The organism is Mesorhizobium sp. M7A.F.Ca.US.005.03.2.1, assembly GCF_003997795.1.
In the GTDB taxonomy this organism is placed as follows: Bacteria; Pseudomonadota; Alphaproteobacteria; order Rhizobiales; family Rhizobiaceae; genus Mesorhizobium; species Mesorhizobium ciceri.
Genome location: NZ_RZRP01000378.1, coordinates 1 through 5,906 on the forward strand (window position 1 = coordinate 1; position 5,906 = coordinate 5,906).

The 5,906-nt window shown below is 62.2% G+C and carries 5 protein-coding genes; 1 reads left to right on the top strand and 4 read right to left on the bottom strand.

Going from position 1 to position 5,906, the window contains the following annotated elements:
- Nucleotides 1–10: 10 nt before the first annotated feature.
- Nucleotides 11–898, bottom strand: coding sequence for a DMT family transporter (locus EN991_RS20425; protein WP_127369404.1), 888 nt, complete (start codon nt 896–898; stop codon nt 11–13).
- A 178-nt stretch (nt 899–1,076) separates the two neighbouring features.
- Nucleotides 1,077–2,594: a peptidase S10 gene (locus EN991_RS20430; RefSeq protein WP_127369405.1), complete on the bottom strand. Its 1,518-nt coding sequence runs from the start codon at nt 2,592–2,594 to the stop codon at nt 1,077–1,079.
- A gap of 217 nt (nt 2,595–2,811) precedes the next feature.
- On the opposite strand from EN991_RS20430, the gene EN991_RS20435 reads away from it, so the two are divergent.
- Nucleotides 2,812–3,561, top strand: a complete 750-nt coding sequence (locus EN991_RS20435; protein ID WP_013532535.1) for a LuxR family transcriptional regulator — start codon at nt 2,812–2,814, stop codon at nt 3,559–3,561.
- A gap of 109 nt (nt 3,562–3,670) precedes the next feature.
- On the opposite strand, the gene EN991_RS20440 is transcribed toward EN991_RS20435, so the two are convergent.
- Both EN991_RS20440 and aguA read right to left on the bottom strand, forming a co-directional pair.
- Nucleotides 3,671–4,765, bottom strand: coding sequence for a polyamine ABC transporter substrate-binding protein (locus EN991_RS20440; protein WP_127369406.1), 1,095 nt, complete (start codon nt 4,763–4,765; stop codon nt 3,671–3,673).
- 45 nt (nt 4,766–4,810) lie between these two features.
- The coding region (gene aguA / locus EN991_RS20445; protein ID WP_127369407.1) for an agmatine deiminase at nt 4,811–5,906 on the bottom strand (1,096 nt) is incomplete at its 5' end.

Below are 5,906 nucleotides of genomic sequence, written 5' to 3' on the forward strand. Positions count from 1 at the left end.
GCCATGCACATCATAGCCGTTTGCGGAAATGCTCGGTGCCGACGATCAGCAGGCCGGCGGCGACGATCAGCGCAGCGCCCAGGAAAACTTCGCGGCGCGGCACGTCGCCCCAGATCGCAAAGCCGAGTGCGAATGCCCACAATAGCGAGGTGTATTCCAGCGGCGCGAGAACCGAGGCCGGCGTGCGCTTCATGCCTTCGAAGAGAAGATACTGCGCCAGGCCGCCGAGTGCGCCGACGCTGGCAAGCGGCAGCAGCTGGGTCCAGTCGGGTGTCCGCCACCAAAGCAACGCCGGCACCGCCGAAAACAGCAGGAAATAGAAATTGTTGAGCAGGAGCTGGATCATCGAGCGCTCGGCAAGGGCGGTCCTGCGCAAGAGCACGATGGCGATGCCCCACAAGAAGGCGGCCGCCAGCACCAGCAGCACCGGCACGGACAGGCCGAGATGGGTCGGATCGCAAGCGATGAACACGCCGGCAAAGCCGATCAGCACCGCCAGCCAGCGCAGCATCGGCACTTTTTCGCCGAGCAGGAACACCGAAAGCACGGTGACGATGATCGGGGCCGCGTAATAAACGGTGGTCAGTTCGGCGAGCTGCAGGCTGCGCGCGGCGTTGTAGTAGCAGAGCCACGCAGCAAGCGTGAAGGCACTGCGCACCAGCATCGGCCGCACGATCGGCGAGCGCATCGTGTCGGCAAACAGCTGTCGTCCGCCGATCGCCGCGCACGCGCCCAGAATGGTGATGCTGCGGAAGAACATGATCTGCCAGACGCTCAGGCCGACGACCAGCAGCTTGATCGAAGCATCCTGTGTCGAAAACAGCAGATAGGCCGCACCGGTCAGCAGGATGCCTGCAAGAACCCGCTCGCGTGTTTCGAGAATGGCGATATCGGCCATAAGGCGCGTGGGACCAAATTTGCCGGAGCGGCAGAAATGCTGTGAGGAGCGACACAAGGGAGCCGTGAATTCAACTCCCTTGGTACCAAGCTATACGGGCGAAAACCCCTGCGGCGCTACGCCAGTCCGGGGCTTATATTGGGGCACGGGTCCATGGCGAGCTGCACTGTCGCCAAGTCTATTGCGTCGCCTGATAAAGCTCCGAAGCGGCTTCTTTCAGCGCGCGCCGGCCGTCGGACCTGAAATACATCATGTGCCCGCCCTCGACGACATCGAGACGGATGGGCTTGGCATTGGCGAGCGACGGGATCTGGCTCACCAGGTAGCGCGAGGCGAGGTAAGGTGTCACCAGGTCGGTGTAGCCGTTAACGATCACGACGCCGAGCGAAGGGTTCAGCGAGCGTGCGCGCTGCAGATCGTCCATCACCCCGGCATAGCCTTGCCGCGAGGCGCCGGTCCCGTAATCCCAATTGTGGCTGATTTCGCCATTGAGCAGCCGATAGCTGACATCGGTGCGAAAATGCAGTTCGTCGCTGATATAGCCGACGAACGCCGACGTCAGCGCCGGCACGCTGCGGTCGAGCACCGGATCCGGGCCGGCGATGCGGGCGCTCTCGGGCGCGATGTCGGCCGTGCCGATCGTGGCGTCATAGGGGCTGAGCACCTTGCCGCTGGCGCGGGCGAACTCCCTTGCGAACAGGCCGGTGGGGATGCGGGCGGAGTTCCGCTGCACCAGGTCGAGCGGCAGGCCGGTGATGTCAGCCACGCGTTGGCTGGCCAGCCGCCTGCCTTGCTCCAGTCCGCTGGTGATTGCCGTGAGGTAATCGCCCATCGCATAATGTTCGACGTCTGCCAGCTTCTCCCGCAACGCGTCGCCGCTGACGCCTTCGGCGCGCAGGCGCACCGCAGCCAGTGAAGGCAGTTCGAGCGCCCAATGCAGCGGCTCGAATTCGTCGGGCTGCACCAGCGTGAACTCCAGCGCCGGGGAGATCAGCACGATGCCGTTCGGACTGATGCCGATATCTTCCTGCAACGTCCTGGAGAGCAGCGCTGCGCGGAACCCGCCATAGCTTTCGCCGGCGAGGAACAGCGGCGACCCGGTGCGGCCGTTCTGCGCGAGATAGAGCCGGATGAAGGCGCCTATCGAGCCGGCATCCTGGTTGACGCCCCAGAAGTCGCGCGTGTCCTGACCCGGTGCCTCGCGGCTATAGCCGGTTCCCACCGGATCGACGAAGACGAGATCGGTCATGTCGAGCCAGCTGTCCGGATTGTCGATCAGTCTTTGCGGTGACGGCAGGAATTCGCCGTCGGCTCCCGTCGCGATTATCCGTGGACCGAGTGCGCCGATATGCAGATAGGCGGACGCTGCTCCAGGGCCGCCGTTGAACACGAAGGTGATCGGCCGCTGCTGGTCTTTGGCCCCGCTTGCCGGCGGCTCCAGTGTGTAGGCGACGTAGAAGATCTCCGCCGTGACGTCGCCCTTGCCCGATAGCAGCGACAGGGTCGCCGCCTTTGCCTGGTAATCCAGCTTGCGCCCGGCTAGCGTGATCGAATGGTTGGTGGTCTGCGGCGGCGGCAGCAGGGATAGCACGCCGCCCGAGGGCGCCGGCCGCTCCGCCGTTTCAGCCAGGACGGGCTGCGCCAGGACGGCGAGCATCGGCAGGATAAGGCAGATCAGTTTCAATTTGACCGGCATGATGGCTCCGCGACAACGACTCCCGCATAGGTATGGCCGAGAGGGTCGAAGTCAAAGGAAATGGCTGATTTGAACTTGCAACGGCTTGCGCTAGAGCCGGATGATTTCAGGTCGATCGACCTGAAATCTGAATCCGGCTCTAAATCAAACAGATGGAGCATGATGCCGTCCGAAAACCGCTTCACACTTTTCGGCATCATGCCTAGTATGAATTGGAATGCAGTCGAACCTTTCCCTCGATCAGTTTGGGCGCTGGAGCGGCGGTGTCGCCGCTGCGGCCGTTGCCGTGACACCCGAAGAATTGTCGGCTCGCTTCACGGCAGCGGCGAGCGAGTTGCTTGGCTCCGACCGCGCCTATGTCGGCTTTTACCGTCGCGACATCACATCCCTGACCATCGACGATGCCGGTCCCGATCGCTGGAACCGCGACTATGATGCACGACTGTATCGCCAGGATCCCTTCTTCCAGAGGTTCGCCAGCACGAGGCAGGATTTCCTGTTGCCGCTGTCGGCACTCCGCAATGGCGACTTCCAGCGCACTCCCTACTATCGCGAATTCTTCGGCCCTTCCGACAGTTTCGACGAGATCACCGGCGTGTTCAATCTCGACCGGCTGACCGCTGGCTATGTCACTTTTCTCAGGCGAAACGGGGCAGAACCGTTTGGCGAGCAGGATCTGGCGACGGCTTGCGCGGCAAGCAGCGCGACAAGGCTCATTTTGGAAAGATTGCTCCATCTGTGCCGCTTCCGGCACAAGGGCGCCGCAATCGGTGACGCTCGCTCGCGGCTGAGCAGGCGCGAGACCGAGATTGCGCGGCATCTGGTCGATGGTGGCAACGCCAAGACGATTTCGCGATGCCTCGCCATCTCGCCCGGGACCGTCCGCAACCACATCAAGCAGATCTATCGCAAGCTCGGCGTGCACTCCCAGGTCGAGTTGCTGGCGGCCATCCGCGAAGCCGCTTGAGCCTGACGGCTTCCGCCCGGCTCTGTCTTTTTGCTTTGACGCAATTCCCAAGGGAAAGCGCTACGCGCTTTTCCCGGGAAAACCGCTGCGCACTTTTCCTGGAATTGCTCTATTGTCCCGTCACGATGCGCGTCCACATGCGGTTTTGTGATCGCAGCAGCTTTGGGTCGTTGTTGTCCACCACGAACAGCTTGGCCTTCACGGCATCAGGCGGAAAGACGCCGGGATCGCTGGCTATGGCCTTGTCCATCAGCGGCAGGGACTCCGGTATCGCATTGGCGTAGGAGACATAGCTGGAATTGGCCGCGGCGATATCGGGCCGCAGATTGAAGTTGATCCAGGCCTGGGCGTTGTCGGGATGCGGCGCATCTTTCGGTACCGCCATCGTATCGAAGTTGATGAGCGTGCCTTCTCTGGGGATGGAATAGGCGATCTCCAGCTTCTTTACGGATTCCGCCGCACGGGTCCTTGCCTGGAGTATGTCGCCCGACCAGCCCAACACCACACAGATGTCACCGTTGGCGAGGTCGTTGATGTATTTCGACGAATGGAAATAGCGGATGTAGGGCCGCACCTTGACCAGCAGGTCCTCGACCTTGGCGAGGTCGTCGGGACTGGTCGATTTGGGGTTGATGTGAAGGTAGTTCATCGCCATCGGGATGACTTCAGCCGGCGCATCGATGATAGCCACACCGCAATCGGACAGCTTCTTGACCACATCGACGTCGAAGACCATGGCGAAGGAATCTGTCGGCCTGTCCGGCAGCCGCTGCTCCACCGCAGCGACGTTGTAGCCAATGCCGTCGGTGACCGCCATATAGGGCACTGCATGCAGGTTCTGCGGGTCGGCGCCGGCGATCAGCGTGAGGGCTTGCGGATCGATCTTCGAGTGGTTCGCAAGCTTCGATTTGTCGAGTTCCAGGAAAGCCCCTGCTTTGACCTGGTTCTTGAGGAACGGATAGGGCGAAGGGTAGACCACGTCATATCCGGAGCCACCGGTGAGCAGCTTGGTCTCAAGCACCTCGTTGCCGTCATAGACGTCGTAACGAACCTTGATTCCCGTTTCCTTCTCGAATTTCTCGGCCGTGTCCGGCGCGATGTAGTCGGACCAGTTGTAGACGTTGACGATCTTTTCCTCGTCAGCCGAAGCCGCATTTGCGCAGATGCCGCAGGCAAGCAGGGTTGAGAAGATCAGAGCGCGCATGAATGTCCTCCGTTTTCGCTATGTGTTCTCGGCATGCTCCGTCCCTCAACGTCGTTGCGGGGCATAGACCGGCAAGGTGATGCAGGCGACATTGCCGCCGCCCAGCAGGATCTCTCGCGAGTTTTCGATGCCGACTATCCGGTGGTCGGGAAACAGCTCGGCCAGCGTCCGCTTGGCCTTCACATCGAGATCGCAGCCGAACTGCGGCACCACCACGACGCTGTTGCCCGGATAGTAGTTGATGTAGCTCGCCGCGATCCGGTTTCCGGCCGGTCGCGCCCAGGTCGAATCCAGCCGGTCCACGCCGTCGCTTTCTTCCGGCGTCATCTCGATCGGCAAGGGGTGGGGCAGCCGGTGAACTTCCAGCGCGCGGCCCTTCGCATCACGAGCCGAACGCAACACCGCCTCGGCTTCGCGCACGATCTCATATTGTGGGTCGTCCCGATTGTCGGTCCAGCTCAGCACGACCACGCCGGGGCGCACGAAGCAGCAGACGTCGTCGACATGGCCGTCGGTCTCGTCGAAGGCAAAGCCGCGTGGCAGCCAGATGATGGTGTCGACACCGAGATAGTCGCCAAGCTGGCGCTCCACCTCGGCCTTGCCGAGATGAGCGTTGCGATTTCGATTGAGCAGGCATTGCTCCGTCGTGATGAGCGTGCCCTGACCGTCGCACTGCAACCCGCCACCCTCGGCGATCAGAGGTGCGCGGTAGCGATCCATGTTCTCGATTTCGAGCAGTTTTTGCGCCGCAAGGTCATCCAGGTCCCATGGCGAATAGAGGCCGCCGTCAAAACCGCCATAGGCGTTGAAGATCCAATCGACGCCACGCACGTCGCCTTGATCGTTGACGACGAAGTTGGGACCGCTGTCGCGCAGCCAGGAATCATTGGTGGACATCTCCACGACACGCACATGGCCAGGCAATCGCGCTCGGGCATTCTGCCACTGGCGAGCAGAAGCCGCCACCGTCACCGGCTCGCTTTGCGCGATCGCCGCGGCGACATCGGCGAACAGTTTTTGCGCGGGCTTGGCGCCGAGGCGCCAGGTGTCCGGCCGCTCCGGCCAGATCATCCAGCAGCCTGACTTGGGTTCGAATTCGCCGGGCGCGCGAAACCCATCCTGTTTCGGCCTTGTCGAGAGG